The 16,050-nt window shown below is 58.9% G+C and carries 17 protein-coding genes; 12 read left to right on the top strand and 5 right to left on the bottom strand.

Annotation, left to right across the window (positions count from 1 at the left end; genetic code table 11):
- Window positions 1-74 precede the first annotated feature (74 nt).
- The 3 genes from VEC01_RS14625 (at window position 75) to VEC01_RS14615 (ending at window position 2,829) form a co-directional block, all read left to right on the top strand.
- The gene (locus VEC01_RS14625; RefSeq protein ID WP_324901635.1) at window positions 75-1,145 is read left to right on the top strand and encodes a GNAT family N-acetyltransferase; all 1,071 of its coding nucleotides are present in this window, start codon (window positions 75-77) and stop codon (window positions 1,143-1,145) included.
- 200 nt (window positions 1,146-1,345) lie between these two features.
- Window positions 1,346-1,891, top strand: coding sequence for a dihydrofolate reductase family protein (locus VEC01_RS14620; RefSeq protein ID WP_324901634.1), 546 nt, complete (start codon window positions 1,346-1,348; stop codon window positions 1,889-1,891).
- Window positions 1,892-1,941: 50 nt separating this feature from the next.
- Window positions 1,942-2,829 carry a LysR family transcriptional regulator gene (locus VEC01_RS14615; RefSeq protein ID WP_324901633.1) on the top strand — a complete coding sequence of 296 codons (888 nt, stop codon included), beginning with the start codon at window positions 1,942-1,944 and terminating at the stop codon, window positions 2,827-2,829.
- Between the two features lie 6 nt (window positions 2,830-2,835).
- Here VEC01_RS14615 and VEC01_RS14610 read toward each other — a convergent pair whose 3' ends face one another.
- Entirely contained in the window at window positions 2,836-3,708 is an 873-nt protein-coding gene (locus VEC01_RS14610) for a PhzF family phenazine biosynthesis protein (RefSeq protein WP_324901632.1), read from the bottom strand.
- A 554-nt stretch (window positions 3,709-4,262) separates the two neighbouring features.
- Here VEC01_RS14610 and VEC01_RS14605 point away from each other — a divergent pair.
- Window positions 4,263-5,264, top strand: coding sequence for an NADH:flavin oxidoreductase/NADH oxidase (locus tag VEC01_RS14605; protein ID WP_324901631.1), 1,002 nt, complete (start codon window positions 4,263-4,265; stop codon window positions 5,262-5,264).
- A gap of 219 nt (window positions 5,265-5,483) precedes the next feature.
- On the opposite strand, the gene VEC01_RS14600 is transcribed toward VEC01_RS14605, so the two are convergent.
- Window positions 5,484-7,097 carry an ATP-binding cassette domain-containing protein gene (locus tag VEC01_RS14600; protein WP_324901630.1) on the bottom strand — a complete coding sequence of 538 codons (1,614 nt, stop codon included), beginning with the start codon at window positions 7,095-7,097 and terminating at the stop codon, window positions 5,484-5,486.
- A 490-nt stretch (window positions 7,098-7,587) separates the two neighbouring features.
- On the opposite strand from VEC01_RS14600, the gene VEC01_RS14595 reads away from it, so the two are divergent.
- Window positions 7,588-8,055, top strand: a complete 468-nt coding sequence (locus VEC01_RS14595) for a pyridoxamine 5'-phosphate oxidase family protein (RefSeq protein WP_324901629.1) — start codon at window positions 7,588-7,590, stop codon at window positions 8,053-8,055.
- Window positions 8,052-8,963 (top strand): queuosine salvage family protein, encoded by a 912-nt coding sequence (locus tag VEC01_RS14590; protein WP_324901628.1) that lies wholly within the window; start codon window positions 8,052-8,054, stop codon window positions 8,961-8,963. Before VEC01_RS14595 ends, VEC01_RS14590 begins: the two co-directional genes overlap by 4 nt.
- Before the next feature lie 43 nt (window positions 8,964-9,006).
- On the opposite strand, the gene VEC01_RS14585 is transcribed toward VEC01_RS14590, so the two are convergent.
- A complete protein-coding gene (locus tag VEC01_RS14585) occupies window positions 9,007-9,879 on the bottom strand; it encodes an NmrA family NAD(P)-binding protein (RefSeq protein WP_324901627.1) in 873 nt (290 codons plus the stop codon).
- An 87-nt stretch (window positions 9,880-9,966) separates the two neighbouring features.
- On the opposite strand from VEC01_RS14585, the gene VEC01_RS14580 reads away from it, so the two are divergent.
- The 4 genes from VEC01_RS14580 (at window position 9,967) to VEC01_RS14565 (ending at window position 13,371) form a co-directional block, all read left to right on the top strand.
- Window positions 9,967-10,908 (top strand): LysR family transcriptional regulator, encoded by a 942-nt coding sequence (locus VEC01_RS14580; RefSeq protein WP_324901626.1) that lies wholly within the window; start codon window positions 9,967-9,969, stop codon window positions 10,906-10,908.
- A gap of 575 nt (window positions 10,909-11,483) precedes the next feature.
- Complete coding sequence (locus VEC01_RS14575; protein WP_324901625.1) at window positions 11,484-11,906, top strand: DUF2784 domain-containing protein; 423 nt, start codon at window positions 11,484-11,486, stop codon at window positions 11,904-11,906.
- Window positions 11,907-12,481: 575 nt separating this feature from the next.
- Window positions 12,482-12,916, top strand: coding sequence for a nuclear transport factor 2 family protein (locus VEC01_RS14570; RefSeq protein WP_324901624.1), 435 nt, complete (start codon window positions 12,482-12,484; stop codon window positions 12,914-12,916).
- Window positions 12,917-12,957: 41 nt separating this feature from the next.
- Window positions 12,958-13,371, top strand: coding sequence for a MerR family transcriptional regulator (locus VEC01_RS14565; protein ID WP_324901623.1), 414 nt, complete (start codon window positions 12,958-12,960; stop codon window positions 13,369-13,371).
- Between the two features lie 283 nt (window positions 13,372-13,654).
- On the opposite strand, the gene VEC01_RS14560 is transcribed toward VEC01_RS14565, so the two are convergent.
- Entirely contained in the window at window positions 13,655-14,110 is a 456-nt protein-coding gene (locus tag VEC01_RS14560) for a fasciclin domain-containing protein (protein ID WP_324901622.1), read from the bottom strand.
- Between the two features lie 178 nt (window positions 14,111-14,288).
- Between VEC01_RS14560 and VEC01_RS14555 the strand changes: the two genes are divergently transcribed.
- Window positions 14,289-15,269 (top strand): MerR family transcriptional regulator, encoded by a 981-nt coding sequence (locus VEC01_RS14555; protein WP_324901621.1) that lies wholly within the window; start codon window positions 14,289-14,291, stop codon window positions 15,267-15,269.
- A gap of 294 nt (window positions 15,270-15,563) precedes the next feature.
- On the opposite strand, the gene VEC01_RS20640 is transcribed toward VEC01_RS14555, so the two are convergent.
- Window positions 15,564-15,836, bottom strand: coding sequence for a GNAT family N-acetyltransferase (locus VEC01_RS20640; protein ID WP_414691454.1), 273 nt, complete (start codon window positions 15,834-15,836; stop codon window positions 15,564-15,566).
- On the opposite strand from VEC01_RS20640, the gene VEC01_RS14550 reads away from it, so the two are divergent.
- The coding region (locus VEC01_RS14550; protein WP_324901620.1) for a hypothetical protein at window positions 15,762-16,050 on the top strand (289 nt) is incomplete at its 3' end. The two genes, VEC01_RS20640 and VEC01_RS14550, sit on opposite strands and share 75 nt — an antisense overlap.

Here is a 16,050-nt window from a genome sequence, read left to right as displayed (position 1 = left end):
GGGGGCAGGAAAGCTCCTGCACCGATCGCTGTGTCGGATCTCCGTTGAACATCAGGGATACCAGGCCTGGGCTGATGAAGCAACCCAAAGAATCCGCGCTCGCATCGTCGCAAGACGCGAACCTCCTTCTCAGCGCCAGCGATTCACGCAATAGGAAGGGAATAAGTATGAAAGACTCTCAATCATGGCAGGCAACAATACAGGCAAGCATCTCGATTCGTCCCCTCGAAGAGAAAGATCTTCAGGCTGCGGACCACATCATGCGGCTGGCATTCGGTACCTTCATTGGCCTTCCGAATCCTGCCGATTTCTTGGGAGATGCAAACTACGTGCATTCGCGCTGGCACGCCAATCCCGGCAATGCGTTTGCAGCCGAAGTGGACGGCAAGCTCGTCGGATCGAACTTTGCCACGAACTGGGGCAGCGTCGGGTTTTTCGGCCCGCTGACAACGCATCCGGACATTTGGGATTGCAAGGTAGGCTCTCGCCTCATCGAACCAGTAATCGCGCGCTTTGACGAGTGGAATATTACTCATGCCGGGCTTTTCACCTTCCCCAACAGCGCGAAACACCACGGCCTCTATCAGAAGTTCGGATTCTGGCCGCAATTTCTCACTATGGTGATGGCAAAACGTGTCGAACTTGAATCAACTGATCTGAGGTGGACAACATTCTCGGAGATCGCGGAAGACAAGCGGGACGAGGTGCTGCAGGCCTTCCGTGACTTGACGGACGAGATCTATGCGGGGCTGGATGTCAGGTCAGAGGTTCTTGCCGGCGCGCGTGCAAACTTGGGCGAGACGGTACTCCTGTTTGATGATACCGGCCTTGCGGCGGTCGCTGTTTGCCACTTTGGTCCCGGCACCGAAGCGGGAAGTGGGACCTGTTACATCAAGTTCGGGATTGCAAGACCCGGACCAATGGTTGAACAGCACTTCGGCAATCTGCTCGAGGCATGTGAAGCAATGGCTTCTCAGAAGGGACTTGTGCGTCTCGCTGCTGGGGTCAATACTGCTCGGCATGAAGCATATAGACAGATGCTCACACGAGGCTTTCGTGCTCAGATCCAGGGCGTCGTCATGCAAAGGAACAATCAAACTGGCTATAACCGATCTGGTGTCTACGTAATCGACGATTGGCGCTGACTACAGCGAGAAGTTAGTCCTGGCGGACATTTCAGGCTGGCCATGCAGGAGATCAGATAATATCTTGGCGGCGCGAGGAAGGTGCTTGCCATGGTGTCCCGAACAGATGGTGCAATCGTGTTTGAAACCCTGCGGAATACAGGCGCCACTCACGCCGCGGCGTATAGATCCGGTTATGTGCGATTTGGAGCAGGTGCATTATGAAGTGTTCCGTGTATATAGCGGCAAGCGTTGATGGCTTTATCGCTCGGCCTGATGGAGATATCGAATGGCTGCATCATCCGGACTACGCGGAAGCGAAGTTGAATGGGCTTTCCTACGACGACTTCATCTCGACCGTCGACGGGATCGTCATGGGGAGATATACCTTTGAGAAAGCGCTGTCGTTTGGATTCTGGCCTTACGAAGGCAAGCCTGTGATTGTGCTTTCAAGCCGCGGGGTGGCCATTCCGGGTGAACTTGAAGGGAAGGTCAGTTTATGCTCCGGTTCGCCAGACGAGATCGTTGAAAAGTTAGGAACGCAAGGCTTTAACCACCTGTATATTGATGGCGGCATTACTATTCAGCGTTTTCTCAATACGGGTTTGATAAACGAGCTGACCATTACTCGAATTCCCATTTTGCTGGGAAGGGGAATTCCTCTGTTTCATCATGGTGAAAAGGAACAGACGCTTCGGTTGATCAGTGCTGATGTAAGTGAAAATGGCTTTGTGCAGGAACGCTATGAAGTGCTTCGCCGCATATAACTTGTCGATCAACCCGGACCCGCGGCAAAGCGGCCCTCGCCATATTCCCTATGGACATTAATCAGTTAAGGTCATTGGTCACGATTGCCCGTTGCGGCACCGTCGCCCGCGCAGCAGAGTTGCTGCACCTGAGTCAGCCGGCAATCAGCGCGCATATCAAGCTGCTGGAGGAAGAACTGCGCGCGCGACTATTCGAAAGACACGCAAAGGGAATGACGCTCACCGCCACCGGCGAAGCCGTGTTCAGGCACGCAAAACATATTCTGCACGCTGTCGAGGCGATCAAGGATGAGGTCAATAGCCTCATTGGGGACGCGGCGGGGGAACTGGTGATAGGCACCGTAAACGATCCGGCCTTCCTGCGCCTGCCGGCCTTCCTGCGTCATATGCGCGAAGCGGCACCGCAGGTGACGATTTCTTTGGTGCAGACGACATCGGGTAGCGTCCTGAAAAATATTGCGGACGGGGTATTTGACGCCGGCTTCGTCGAAGGAAACCTGAAAGGGCAGGCGGTAACCAGTTTGCTTCTCACTAACGCCGAGTTTGTGGTCGGCTATCCTGCGGCATGGCACGACCAGGTTGAAGTAGGGGGGCTGGCCAGTGCATTGGATCTGCCTTGGATTGGCACCTCTGACGGCTGCTCCTTCTACCAGCTCACGAACGCGCTGTTCGCCGCACATGGCCGCAACTTTACGCCTGCTATTCGGACCGATCAAGAAGCGCTTTTGCTCGATTTGGTCGGCCAGGAAGCCGGTCTGTCCTTGGTTCGACGCGATATGCTGGAGAGCTATCCAAAGGATGACGTACGCGTGTTGGACGGCGTCGTCGTGGACGCCGGCGTACATTTTGTGATGTCCCAGACGGCTCCAAAACCGGGCTTGCTGCGCGTTGCACAGCAAGCCGTCCAGCGCGCCTGGCAGATTGAGCCGACGCGCTGAAGTGTCTTACAAGACAATGTTGATCGAGCTGACGACCTTGGCATTTCCCCCCGCGAAAAGATTCGCGATTTTCCCCTCCCGGATGTTAAGTTCGACGGTGATCCTCGACGGCGACGGCTCGCGCATGAAAGCTCCCTGCTGTATCAGGAACGCCGGTATCCTCATCCCGAGCCGGTCATGCAGGTAGCACGCCAGCGGGCCGGCCGCCATGCCGGTGGCTGCCTCTTCATCAATGCCGTAGTGCGGCGCGAACATACGGGTAGTCGCGGCAAACCCCTCGACTTCGGTGGTAAAGACGTAATAGCCCACCACACCCAACGCTTCGCCAATCAGCCCCACCTCCTTCATGTCCGGCTTCAACCCCGCCAGAACCGCACCCGACCGTACGTGAACCAGCAGGAACCGGTTGCCGGTGGCGACCACGCACGGCGCCGCGACAATGGCATCGCGCTTGATGTCCAGGCTGGCCAGGATGCGATCCGTGGTAATGCCAGCGGAGAAAGCATCTTCGTCAAAGTAGGTTGGTGCCAGTTGTTCCATGTACGCAGACTGGCCACGCAGCATGATCTGGCGGGTACCATCAATCGTTTCTTTCGATGCATTCGCGCGGGAGATGATGCCGCGCTGCGCAAGCAGGCCGAAGGTGGCGATCGTGGCGTGACCGCAATGCGCGATCTGGCGGGTCGGGGTAAAGAAATCGAGCTTGACGTCGGCCACCCGGGACGCCGACACGAATGCAGTTTCCGACAACCCGACCAACTGGGCAATCCGCAGCTTGTCGGCCGCGGTCAAGCCGTCTGCCCGCAAGACAACGCCGGCTGGATTGCCACCTTTTTCGCCGTCCACGAAAGCGTTAACGATATTGACTGTGTGTGCCATGGATTCCTCGGTTTGAACTTGTGAGCCTTGACTGTACGGGGCCGGCGGCCGGCCCGTCCAATCACCTTTTTCAAGTCGCCTTCGTATTTTCTGATCGCATTCGAAGCGGAGGCGGGCCTTTCGTCGAGGCCGAATGCTCCATGGATGGCGGAAACGACGATGCGGGCTGCCGAATATCTTAAGCTCGCGACTGCGACAGTCGCCCGGCATGCGGGTGGCCCAACATCGACGTGGCCTCAACAATTTTGATGTACATGAAAAACAATTGATTGGACCGCCGCGCGTGCAGTTTGTAGAGTAGGGCAGCAACACCTGTACCACCGCGCCTTGTCGCGGCGTCTGCTCCGATCATCCGCTCGAAGATTCGCCCGTATGTCAAAACTCTTTCAACCGCTGCAGCTCCGTTCCGTTGTACTGCGAAACCGCATTGCAGTCAGCCCGATGTGCATGTACGCCGCACAAAACGGGTTTGCGAGCGATTTTCATCTTATGCAACTTGGACGCTTCGCCTTGGGGGGGCCGGGCTGGTTTTCGTAGAGGCAACGGCAGTGACGATGGATGGGCGTATTACCCATGGCGATCTAGGTATCTGGAGCGAAGACCATGTTGCTCCCCTGGCGCGCGTGGCCGCTGCGTTGAAAGCGCAGGGCGCTGCGGCAGGAATTCAGATCGGGCATGCCGGGCGACGTGCCTCCGTCCAACGCCCGTGGGAAGGCGGCAGCCCGCTGGCGTCGGCCCCCGCGGAGAACGGCGAAGCGCCCTGGCAGGTGCGGGCACCGAGCCCCGTTCCACATGCAAATGGCTGGCCGACACCAAGCGAATTAAGCATTGCAGAAATCGTTTCGATCAAGGCAAGTTTTCAGGCGGCCGCAAAGCGCGCGGCCATCGCGGGCTTCGATGTTCTCGAGCTCCACGCGGCGCACGGTTTTTTGTTGCACACATTCTTGTCGCCACTGGCCAACCTGAGGGACGACGCCTATGGCGGCGACGCCCGGCGGCGGATGCGTTTTCCATGCGAAGTGGTCGCGGCAGTGCGGGACGTCTGGCCGGCCGATCGGCCGCTTTTCGTCCGACTCTCCGTGCTGGACGGCGTGGCAGGCGGGCGGACTTTGGAAGACACCATTGAACTGGCGGGAAAACTCAAGGGAATTGGCGTCGACGTGATCGACTGTTCTTATGGTGGCATGGTCGGAGCCGCATCGGAAAATGCACCCCGGCCGGACTACTGCTATCTCGCTCCGTATGCCGCCGCGGTCCGTCAGCGCGGCGAGGTTGCGACGATGGCGGTCGGGCTCATTGTCAGCGCGGACCAGGCGGAATCAATTCTCGCCAACGGACAGGCAGATGTTATTGCTGTGGGCAGGGAAATGCTGGTCGATCCGAACTGGGCTCATGCCGCAAGATCTGCGTTGGGCCGGGGTGCAAGCGGGTTCAATGGATGGCCGGCGCGGTTCGGCTGGTGGTTGTCGGCCCGCAGCAACACGTTATCGGCCGCTCACCAGTATGACGATGTCCGTGATAGAAGGGAGTTGCCTCTGCAATACGGTCAATTTTGAAATATGACCACCTTTCCAGAAAATGGTCCATTCAACTGAAGCGCATGCATGTTAGCTGCGCATTTGCTTTTTCACTTCCGACATGTCCACCAAGGGAACAGGGATGACCGGCAGTCGCCCGTCACAATCTCATAAAGGAGACATAGCGTTCTTATGGTCGCTCTTTGGTCATATTTACCGCGCGGCTAATCAGGCATGTACGCCCCGGCCACCTGGCCTTCAAACCTCCTGCACGCGCCACCCATCGCCGTCGCGCTCGATCCGGTGCGTCAACCGCAGGCGCCGCAGGAAGGCCTCGTCGTGCGACACCACCACCAGTAATCCCTGCCAGCTGTCCAGCATTGCCTCTAACGCCTCGGTCGCTGCCAGATCGAGGTGATTGGTCGGCTCATCCAGTAACAGCAGGCCCGTGCCAGAAACCTGCAGCGCGGCACACAGCAGCGCGCCGCGCATCTGCTGGCCGCCGCTCAGCGTCCCGGCCGGCCGGCGTGCCCCGTCAGCGCCGATGCCCGCCAGGCCGAGCCAATGGCGCGCCTCGCACTCGCTCACCCGGGCCTGCGCCAGAACCTGCTCGAGCAGGCTGCGCAACGGATCAATCAGTGCGAGCGTCTGGTCGACCAGCATGGGTCGATGTGGTGTCTGGAAACTGCCTGAGCTCGCGGCAAGCTGGCCCGCCATGATGCGCAGCAGCGTTGTCTTGCCGCAGCCATTAGGTCCTCCGATGGCAACGCGCACCGCGCCCCTGGCCGCCCAGCTGAACGGCGCCCGCCAACTCCATGGCGCAACCAGTGCATCGAACACGAGACTGTTACGGCCAGCGGGCACTTTGGCGTCCGTGCGCGGAAACGCCGGTCGCTCCACGGCCTGCTCCAGTTTGCTCCAGCTGTCCATGACCTCACGGTCGAGCGTCTCACGCTGTTCGCGATGGCGTTCGGTGCGCCGGCCCGACGAGCCTTCCGCGCGATCACGCATGGCGTTGAGCAGGAGCTTGGACTGACTGCCGGTACTGCGCTCCCGTTCCCCGCGACTGTTGCGCCGCAGAGCCCGCTCGGCCTCCTGCTGAATGCGTATCCTGCCGCGGTGGCGTGCTGCCCGTGCCTGCTCGTGCCTTGCCGCGATGGCGGCCAGTTCCGCCTCGCGCTGCTGCTGCACCAGGTCCCAGCCGCCGCCATACCGCCGCAGGCCGTGCGCGGACAGCTCCAGTGTACGGTCCGTCTGCGCCAGCAGCGCACGGTCATGGCTGATGACGAGTGCGCCATGGCCAGCCTCGCGCCATCGTGCCAGCAGCGTGGCGAGTAGGGCGCGGTGGCGTCGGTCGAGATAATTGCTCGGCTCGTCGAGCACGAGGAAACGCGCATCACTGCAGAACGCTCCGATCAGCGCCAGCAACATGCGCTGGCCGCCACTGAGCGTATCGGGTGTGTCGCGCGTCTCATCGAGACCAGCCTGCAACAACAACTCCTGCCAGCGAGCCTCCAGGTCCCAGCGTTCGGCAATCCGTTCGAGGTCCTCCGTGCTGCCCTCGCCGGCCTGCAGCCTGCGCAGTGCGGCCAGCGCAGGCGTTACGCCGGCGATATCGGCCAGCGAGCTTGCGCCGTACTGCCCGGCATCCTGCTGCACGCGCTTTACACGCACGTGCCGCTGCACATGGCCGAAGGCTGGCTGCAGGTCGCCGGCGATCAGACGGCCCAGCATTGTCTTGCCGCTGCCATTGCGGCCGATCAGGCCGATCGTTTCGGCGGGAAGCGCCACACTGAGGTCTGTGAATAGGGGCCGGCCATCCGGCAAGAAGTATGCAACCCGGTTCAGGGTCACGAGAGTAGTATCCGACATGAACGAAATCGATAACGTGTTTATCCGCCAGCCGCGCAGGCTGGGCTAGGACTAGGTGCACGCAGGCGCGTGCCACGTTACAGGCGCATCGGAATGGCTCCTCGGAGAAAGGAGATTTAATTATAAAACAGATCGGCGCCAGTACAGTCTCGGCCGTACGACAGGCCATTTTTGAACCGGTGTGGGAACATAGAAAGGCGCCTTGGCCAGCTCGGGCCACGCTTCACCAATACTGCCCCCCGAGTTGCTTGCGGCGGGCGTTAGCAATAGAAATGCTCGGCTGATGCCGGTTTTTGGCAGCTCCCGAGCGGCCGGTCATGAACTCCAGGCAAACCGATGGCGCAGCGTGGAGGGCGGCAGGCGGCCATAATCGGTCAGCCCGCTGGCACGGCTAGTGTTGATTTGAAAACTGTTAACTGGCAGCATTAGTCTGTTCGCCCGTTATTGATCCGTGCCGGGCAAGCGCCCGCGTAACTTTCTCATGTCCATTATGTTGACCGACGACGTACTCGAATATATCGACCGCAGTGTCTTGTGTTGGCTTGCTACCGTTGATCCGGAAGCCTGCCCCAACGTGTCGCCAAAAGAAATCTTTGCAGCGTTCGACCAGCAAACGCTCGTCATCGCAAATATTGCGTCGCCGGTCAGCATCAGCAACATAAGAGCCAATCCCAAGGTATGCGTCAGCTTCATCGATGTATTTTCCCAGAAGGGATATAAGCTGCTTGGAGTTGCGGAAGTTGTCGAGCGCGGGGACCCCCGTTTTCCCACGTTCGAAGCGCCTTTATTCGACATCACCAAGGGCGCCTTTCGTATTCTAAGCATCATTGCGGTACAGGTGTCGAAGGTGGAACCGATCGTCGCGCCGAGCTACAGGCTCGTTCCAGGAACTACCGAGGCATCCCAAATTGAGAGCGCAATGCGCACCTACGGGGTAAGTCCGAGGAAAATGCAGTGAAAACACAGTCTGCAAAAGAGCGCCTTCTCGCGCAGGCCCGCCTCGACTACCAACCCGAACTCGTCGCTATCGATCCGGAAGCCATCTCTCGCTTGCCGGTGCGCGCCGACCGGTTCAGCCACGCGACAACCGGGCTATCGGGAAAGCCCGCCGGGCAAACGCGCGAAGGTGCAGCGGCCTACAGCATCGTGTTGAACAGCCTTAACTTCATGTTCTGGACGCCGACGCCGGAAGGGATGGCACGTTACGAGTGGCGCGGAGCCGGTGGTGCGGACGGTCTGATAGCCGCGCTTGATCATGCCTGGAGCGAGGCATCGACACCGGCCCGGCTGCGTGAGCAGCTGGCGTCGGGAGCGGAACAGGCGGTCGTCGATGCGTTCGGCGACATTTCCATGCCGCGGCGCCGCGCACATTTCCTGCGTGAAGTCCTGTTCGAAGATCAACTGGAACAGGCCGCTGCCGATCTTGTCGCTGCAGGCAACACCGGCCGTCTGACCTGTAGCGATGCGCAGCGGCTGGCAAAGCGCTTCCCGGTTGCGTATGGCCAGGACGCCTACCTCATGCGCGCACAACTCGCGGTCATGTGGTTTGCCGGGTATCTCATCGATCAAGGCGTTGATGTCGACTGCGATGTCATCGTCGCCGCCAACTACCAGATGCCGCGTGTCATGCGCTCCATCAAGGTACTACGCTACTCGCCGGAGCTGGCGGCAAAGATCGACCGGTACACGCTCATCGTTCGTCACAGCGCCGAGGAGCGTGCGATACGTGCTGCGACAGTGCTGGGGACGCAAGCGATGGCGCAGCATCTGGGAGTGTCGGAGCACGCGATGGTGAACGTGCTGTGGCAAAACCGGTTGGCCTGTGGAGCGATACCGCATCATTTGACCATTACCACCGACTACTGATTGGCGTTGTCGCTGATGGTAAAAGAGGATAGCCAGGCTTGCGTCACGTGGCTTTCGCCTCCAGCAGCCTTCCGAACATGGCAGCTGGCCCTTCGCTGGCCGTACGATATTCACCCTCGCCGGAGAAGCCAATACGGCCTGCGTTGATGTTGTCGATAAGCTCGGCCATCTGTGCTGCACCCAGCTGCGAGAGCCCGGCGCCCGTGAGGATGTCGTTCCACTCGCTGCGCGGCGGGTACACCACTTCAAGGTGTTTGCCTAGTAGCCGGGCGAGGTCGAGTGCCACGTCCTGTGCGCTGTACCGGTTGGCGCTTCGCAGTTCCACGACGCGGTGGTGGACGTGAGTATCGAGCAGCAGCTGCACTGCCGTACGGCCGATCTCCGCGGTGGACGCCATGTCGATGCGGATACCGGGTGCCATGAGCGAGGGGAAAACTCCCTTTTCGGTCGCTGGTTCGAGAGCATCGATCCAGTTGTCCAGAAAGTAGGGCGCCCGCAGGAAGCTCACACTGCCAGGATAGTCGTGCAGCGCCTGCTCCAGCTCGTGCAGGCTCACCACCGGCCCGGTGCCTGACGGGTGATGGGCGCCCATGGAAGAGAGCACAACAAGCGGCGGGGCGCCGGCTTGTTCGGCGGCGGACCGAATTGCGCCGATGAACGCACGTTTGGTGCCATTCGGGTCCTGAGCTTCCAGGAGCGGCGGCGTCATGACGTATGCGCCGTCGACGCCGGTGAGGGCGGTAGCGAGGGCGTTCGGATCCGCCAAGTCGGCCACCGCGACATCGGCACCCTGGTTACGGAAACCGGCGCCCGCCTGTGGGCGGCGGACTACGGCGCGGACGGGCTTGCCCAGTTTGAGCAGGGTCTGGGCCACGGCTGAGCCGGTGTTGCCAGAAGCTCCAATGACGGCATACATAGCGTTCCTCCTGGTTTCGGTGATGAATGAAGTTTCATACTAGGTGTCGGGTTAAAATGCTTCCAATGCATCCTTGAGATACCCGTCATGCATGAAACGAATCTTCGTTCGCTAGACCTGAACTTGCTGGTGGCGCTGGATGCCCTCATGACGGAGCGCCACGTTACCCGGGCTGCCGAGCGGATTGCCATGAGTCAACCGGCGATGAGCCGTGCACTGGGTCGCTTGCGCAAGACCTTTCACGACCCGTTGCTGGTGCGCGCAGGTTCCGAGATGGTAGTGACGGCCAGAGGCCGGGTTTTGGCACAGCAGGTCAGCCGCGTGCTCGATGATGTCCGCAACATGTTGACGGATGAGCCCTTCGAGCCGGCTATCTTTTCCGGGCGCTTCAAGCTGCTGACGGTCGACTACGCCAGTCTGACCTCACTCCCGTCGATGCTGGAAGCGCTTCTGGCCGAGGCGCCGGAAATGCGGATGGAGGTGGAAGACGCCGGCGACGACTGGCCGGAACGACTTCAGGCTGGCGAGGCCGATGTGGTTCTGGGTGTGGTGACCGACGCGCCCGCCGGAATTTATCAGCGCGCGGTGCTCGAAGACCGGTTCGCCTGCATAATGCGACAGGGACATCCGTTGGCGGGACGGCCATTGGATCTCGATCTCTTCCTTGCGCAGCGCCACGTGCTGATCAGTTCTCCGGGACGCGATCGCAGCGCGGTAGACGCGGCGCTAGAGCGGCTTGGTCAGCCACCGCGCAACATTGCCTTGCGACTGCCGCACTTCATGGCGTCGACGGCCATTATCGCTGCGACCGACCTCGTCATGACCTTGCCGCAGCGTATCGCCGCTTACATGGCCCGCCACGAGGCGTTGGAGGTGCGGGACCCGCCGGTGGAACTGGAGGGGTTCACGCTGCGGCTACTCTGGCACCAACGCTGTCACGACGACCCGGCCCATCACTGGATGCGGGAGCGCGGAGCCTCCGCCATACAGAATGCTGCCCGGCTCGTGAAATTCTCTGCTGCGCCGTGACGGGGCGTGCATTTCACATGGATCACTCAGTGACGTAGGTCTCATGCATCTGATCCTGCACGACGGGCAGCATGCTCGCGCATTGCTTTACGCTAGTGGAGCTAGGGGTGCAATCTAGAAGAGCTGACCCAAATCAATCAAGGCTGGCTGTAGTGTAGCGATGACAACAGTGATCAAGGTAATAAGTCCGGCAATGCATCCGTTACTCTTCAGCCATGAAGTGAACGACAAACAGCCGTCGTTGCTGTCAGTTCCTCCAATCTCAATACCGGACCTTCGTTCTTCCGGCAGGTTCGCAGGCCATGCCTGGGTGTACTACCGGATCCGGTACAGGTAATTCTTTTCGGTGCGCAAGCTGTAATGCATGTAGCGCAAACGTTCGCGGACTTGGTCGAGCAGCCGGGTAGGGGCCAAAACCGGCTTGCGCCGTTTGGCGCTTGTATTAATACTGTACATGTGCGCAGCATCGGTGGCTGTAGCCCGGGCTACAAGCCGTTTTCCGGCTCATGGATCTGGGATGTTAAACGACAAGGGCCGATGTTCGGCGCGCCTAAACGCGGCGCCAGGTATCTCATATGACCAGTTTGCTGCCTTTCCAGCTCTTGGCAGACGCATTGCTTGCATTGCACGTCGCCCTGGTGCTGTTCGTGGTAGGCGGCCTGGTCGTCGTGGTCGCTGGCAATCTGCTCCAGTGGCAGTGGGTGAACCTGCTGTGGTTCAGGCTGGCTCATCTAGCCACCATTACCGTGGTAGCCGCAGAAGCATGGCTTGGTTTCGTTTGTCCACTCACCACGCTTGAAATGTGGCTCCGGTTGAAGGCAAACGCTGTCACCTATGACGGTAGCTTCATTGAGCATTGGCTCCGGGCTCTTCTGTTCTGGGAGCTGCAGCCATGGGTTTTCACCACTGCATACACAGCCTTCACGCTGGCAGTCGTGGCGGCGTGGTGGTACTTTCCGCCTAGACGCAGGTGGCATGGGAGCGCCGCAGATGCGTAACCATTACATCGAGAGAACGTCACAAGGCCGGCGCAGCGGCCGGACGTCTTGGTGCCGCACATTGACGGGATCGGCCATTGGCTGCCGTTCAAACCTTTTCGCCTAAGCAGGCAGTTCCGCAAGTCAGCCGCGTTATAAACTCAATACTTTTATTTGCGCTTTTTCATTGCGTGGTTTGTCTGTTCTGTTGATTCTGTGTGTTCGGTACAGGCAATCGGGGGTAAGCCAGCGGTCATGCGAGTGACTGGCGAGCCGGTTTCCTTTATTAAACGACACGTGTCGATGTTAATCAGGTGTTTTGCGGCCTGTGACAAGTTAGGCGGCAGAAAGCTATCGTGGCGCACGCCTGGCCCAGAAGTAGGCGGACATTGGCAGAACCTAAAGGAGTAAAGCAGCTGGTCACGGCAAACAGCAATCTGGCCGGGCTCGGCCAGAAGCGGAAGTTCATACTGTTACGTATGCTGAGGATATTATCGAACGGCACTTGCTCATCATTCGCAAGATTCCCTTGACCTAGAGCCCACTCGAGCAAGTTTAATGCACCGTAATCCAACCAACTTCAAGAGGTGCATTTCATGAGTGCCGCGCACAACAAGCAAATTATGCAAAACCTGTTCGTTGAACTTGCGAAAGGCAATGGCAAGCCGTTTGTCGATAGCTTAGCGGACGATTTTTGCTGGACCATAACCGGCACGACAAAATGGTCCCGGACTTATCGGGGCAAGCAAGCAGTGCTTGATGAACTTTTTGCTCCCCTGTTTTCCAAGTTCGCCAATCAATACAGGAATACCGGCCATAACTTTATTGCCGACGGAGACCACGTGGTTGTCGAGTGTCGAGGGCAAGTCATGACGAAGAAGGGGGTTCCTTACAACAACACCTATTGTTATGTCTGCCGCCTCGCCGCCGGAAAGCTGACACACCTCACCGAGTATTTAGACACGGAACTGGTAACCGCAGCACTGGACGGTCCGGCCATTGATTTTCGGACCGACAAGAAGCGAAGGTAAGAAAATGATGGGCTTGAAATACCGGCCTCCGAGGAATAAACATGACGGAACATTTGCGCATAGGCGAACTTGCGCAGCGCACTGGCAAAAGCATCCATGCATTGCGCTATTACGAATCGATCGGCCTGATCCCCTTCGTGGGACGCGACGCTGGAGGACGCCGGCGATACGATACGCAACATGTGGAGTGGCTGCTACTACTTGAAAGGTTGAAGTGCACCGGCATGAGTTTGGCTCAGATGCAGGAATATGCGGCGCTGGTCAGCCGGGGCAAGGACACTATCGATAAGCGCGTCGAGCTACTGGAAGAGCATTTGCGGGTGATCGATCGACAGATGGAAGAACTCGCCCGAAGCAGGGAATTGTTGCTCGCAAAGCTCGATTTCTATCGGGACTGGAAATCCTCGGGAAAACGGCCGTCGATGCCTTGGCTGAAGACGCCGTTTCGTTCCTAACGGGGGTATTCGAAGGAAATACCCGGCCTCCAAATGCACGTAGTCGAAAATGAACCCGCATGCTGCGGGCTGGTGCACGAACGTCCGCTTTGGGGGCGGGTGCTCCAGTTCGCTGTCGAACATCGATGGTCTGAAACCGGGCATAAAGCAGCCGGTCCGCGGGAGGAGCATCGACGCCGAGATCGGCCAATTGCGGACGTTGGAGGGTCATACCAAGACCGTAACCATATGTGCCAGCGAGGGTGAAACGGGTCCGTCTCTCGAAACGGACCCGCGCCCCAGCTTATTTGGGCATTACAACCTTATCGATAACGTGGATGACGCCATTATCCGCAACGACATCGGTCTTTACGACGTTGGCGTTGTTCACGCCGACTTTCCCGCCTTTCATGCTTACTGAAAGCGCACTACCTTCCACTGTCTTGACGTTGCCTGCCTTCACGTCCGCGGCCATGACTTTGCCAGGTACGACGTGATAGGTCAGCACTTTTGTCAGTGCGGCCTTGTCTTTGAGCAGCGCGTCCAGTTTCTCTTTCGGAATATTGGAAAATGCCTCGTCGGTCGGGGCGAAGACGGTAAATGGACCAGGTCCTTTGAGGGTGTCCGCCAATCCCGCCGCCTGAACCGCGGCAATAAGGGTATTGAATGAACCGGCTGACTTGGCAGTGTCCACAATGTCGGCAGCATGAACGGTACCAAAAGTGAAGGCGACAGAGACTCCTATCAGAAACTGTTTCATTGCTAACTCCTGTAATGCGTGAAATGAACCACCGCGCAATGCGGAGGACCGGAAGAGCTACTTAAAGAGCCCGAATGCATGAACCGGGCATGTCCAAAATTTATGCTTTAAACGCTACCATGTCCACCAATTGACCCGTTATAATCCGTATTTAAACGGTTCAAAAACGGTTCATGCTATGAAGAAATTATCTGACAGGCCAGCCGATTCCGTGGCTGACGACGCGCGGCTCGCCTACCGCAGCGGAGTGGCGGCGCGGCTGGCCGGCCTGTCCGCCGAAACCCTGAGAGTGTGGGAACGCCGCTATGGCCTGTCCGATGCTGAACGCTCGACGAGCGGTCAGCGCTTGTATTCAGCAGAGCAGGTACGGCGGCTCGGGCTGCTAAAGCAACTGGTGGACCAAGGGCATGCGATCGGCGTGCTGGCAAGGCTCCCTATCGAACAACTGCAGGAGCTCGCCGGGCCACGCGCTAGCGACGTGCAAGCAGCGGGGCCGCTGAGGGTCGCAGTCATCGGTGACGGCTTGGCCAGACGAATTGCGGCTGCGGGGCGAGAGGGCGCAGAGCTTGCGGTTCAATGTAGTTGCTCCCGGCTTGAGCATGCCACATCGTTACCGAAGGATGCAGGCGTGGAGCTGCTGCTAGTGGAGTTGTCCGAACTCGTTGAAAGCGCGCTGCCGTTGATCGTGTCGGCGCGCGAGGCGTGCGGCGCCGCAGCCGTTGTTGTCCTTTACCGATTCTGTGCCAGTGCGACAATCCGCGCATTGCGGGCACAAAACTGCCTGGTCGCGCGTATTCCGGCGGAACTGGGGGAGCTGGTGCTGCTATGTCGTTTAGCGATTGCAGGCGAGAGACTTCCGCCGCAGGAGCGGTCGGAGGTGCCCGAGGTGCGCTTCGACGAGGAGCTCCTCTTCACAATTACGGCCGCTGGGAATCGGCTCGTCTGCGAATGCCCACGCCATCTGGCCGACCTGCTGTTAATGGTCGGAAGCTTCGAGCGCTACAGTGCACAGTGTGCATCCCGCAACGAGGACGATGCGCAGTTGCACCAGGAGTTGCACCACGCCGCAGGGCGCGCACGCGCCATCCTGGAAATCGCAATGGAGCGTCTGGCACGTGCCGAGGGCCTGCCGCTGCCTGCGCGGTCGCAGGTAACGTAAAAGACCTCGGGAGATTGTTGCATCGGCAGGAACGAGCAGTCTAAATGCGCCGGGTATTGGCAGGCGTCACTGCCTTCAGCCTGAGAGACGGCTAAGGGGCTGGTCGATCTCACCAGTTGGCAATCCTGTCCGGGACGTCCGGACCCTGGCATAAAGCAACCCGCCATTGCGCTGCGCATTTGCGCAGCGTCCGGCCAGAAGAAGACGCTGAGCGATGTCGCACAACGCCCATAACCTGCCATTCTGACCTCGCCCCGCGCTTGGCGCAGCCGAATTGCCTTCTGCGCTCACAGGTTACTCAGGAAGTATGTGCTCTGGTTCCCGGATCCAAATCATGAGCCGCTCAAATTCTCCCGTATGGCAATCACGTCTTTCATGTTGTTCACGGAAACCCGATCGCCTATAGAAGGTGAGCGCACGGGTATTTCGGGAGTAAACGCAAAGCGATAACTCGTTCCTGATTGACTGTGCGTGCTGTAAAAGCTGTTTTCCATGACCACGTCCTTGCAGCATAGGGAGTACAAACAAGGCGGCAAGATGGTTCTCCACCAGGGAAATAAAGCCCACGACTTTGTCGTGCTGTTCACAAACATAGGTTTCGGCCTGCGGCAGGTAAATCTGTTCCATATCGTTCAGCCGACTCCTCCAGAAGCAACTGGATATAAACGGGTGAGCGAGCAGGGATGCTTGAAGCCAGGTTTCGAGAATCTCTGGGGTATCTTCAGATGTGGCGCTTCTAATCATGATTTATGCGCATGCGTTTCATGTACTCAGGCTAGTG

Source organism: Noviherbaspirillum sp., assembly GCF_035627455.1.
GTDB lineage: Bacteria > Pseudomonadota > Gammaproteobacteria > Burkholderiales > Burkholderiaceae_D > Noviherbaspirillum.
This window is presented reverse-complemented; position numbering and strand designations above follow the sequence as displayed.